Source organism: Pantoea rodasii (assembly GCF_002095465.1).
In the GTDB taxonomy this organism is placed as follows: domain Bacteria; phylum Pseudomonadota; class Gammaproteobacteria; order Enterobacterales; family Enterobacteriaceae; genus Pantoea; species Pantoea rodasii.
In genome coordinates this window covers 1-577 of record NZ_MLFP01000069.1, presented here as the reverse complement: position 1 = coordinate 577, position 577 = coordinate 1, and the positions used below count along the sequence as shown (strand labels likewise).

The following is a 577-nucleotide window of genomic DNA, read 5'->3' as shown; positions in this document are numbered from 1 at the left end:
ACCCATACTGCCCACCGTATGACCTATGCCCGCCTCTTGGGTAATGTAAACGACAAGGATGAAGCTTAATGAAAAAGGACCCTTTTGTTGTTCCTATTGCCCCTCAGGAAGCGGATCACGGGGTGATTACCTCTCCCTGGTTTGTTCAGAATACGGAATACCCGCCAGCCCTGGCGACCTACAAGCCGCTGGTCAATGGTGAAGAGGCTTTTGCTGCGGTTCATCACGCCATTGCGAATGCGAAGAAGTCAGTGGATATCATCTGCTGGGGTTTCCAGCCTTCAATGTATTTTATCCGCGACGGGCGGGCTCCCTCGATTGGAGAGTTACTCGTAGACGTTGCGAGAAAAAACAACGTGGAAGTGAGAGTGCTGGGTTGGGAAATGCCACTCAATACAGCAGGGGGAGCAGGTGAAGCCAATCTGCCCGGCAAAGGTATTGTTCGTATAAAAGATCGGGCAGGACAAAGCGCGACGGAGGAGCAATATGCGAATGACAGGAAATGGTTTGCAGAGTATGCACTGTTTAATACGATTAAAGAGATTTCAGTCGGTCTCGGAACAACGCCAAAAAGATT

General features: G+C 50.1%; 1 protein-coding gene. It reads left to right on the top strand.

Annotation, left to right across the window (positions count from 1 at the left end; all coding sequences use genetic code 11):
* Positions 1–68: 68 nt before the first annotated feature.
* A partial coding sequence (locus HA45_RS23375) for a phospholipase D-like domain-containing protein (protein WP_495524948.1) occupies positions 69–577 on the top strand: 509 nt, incomplete at its 3' end.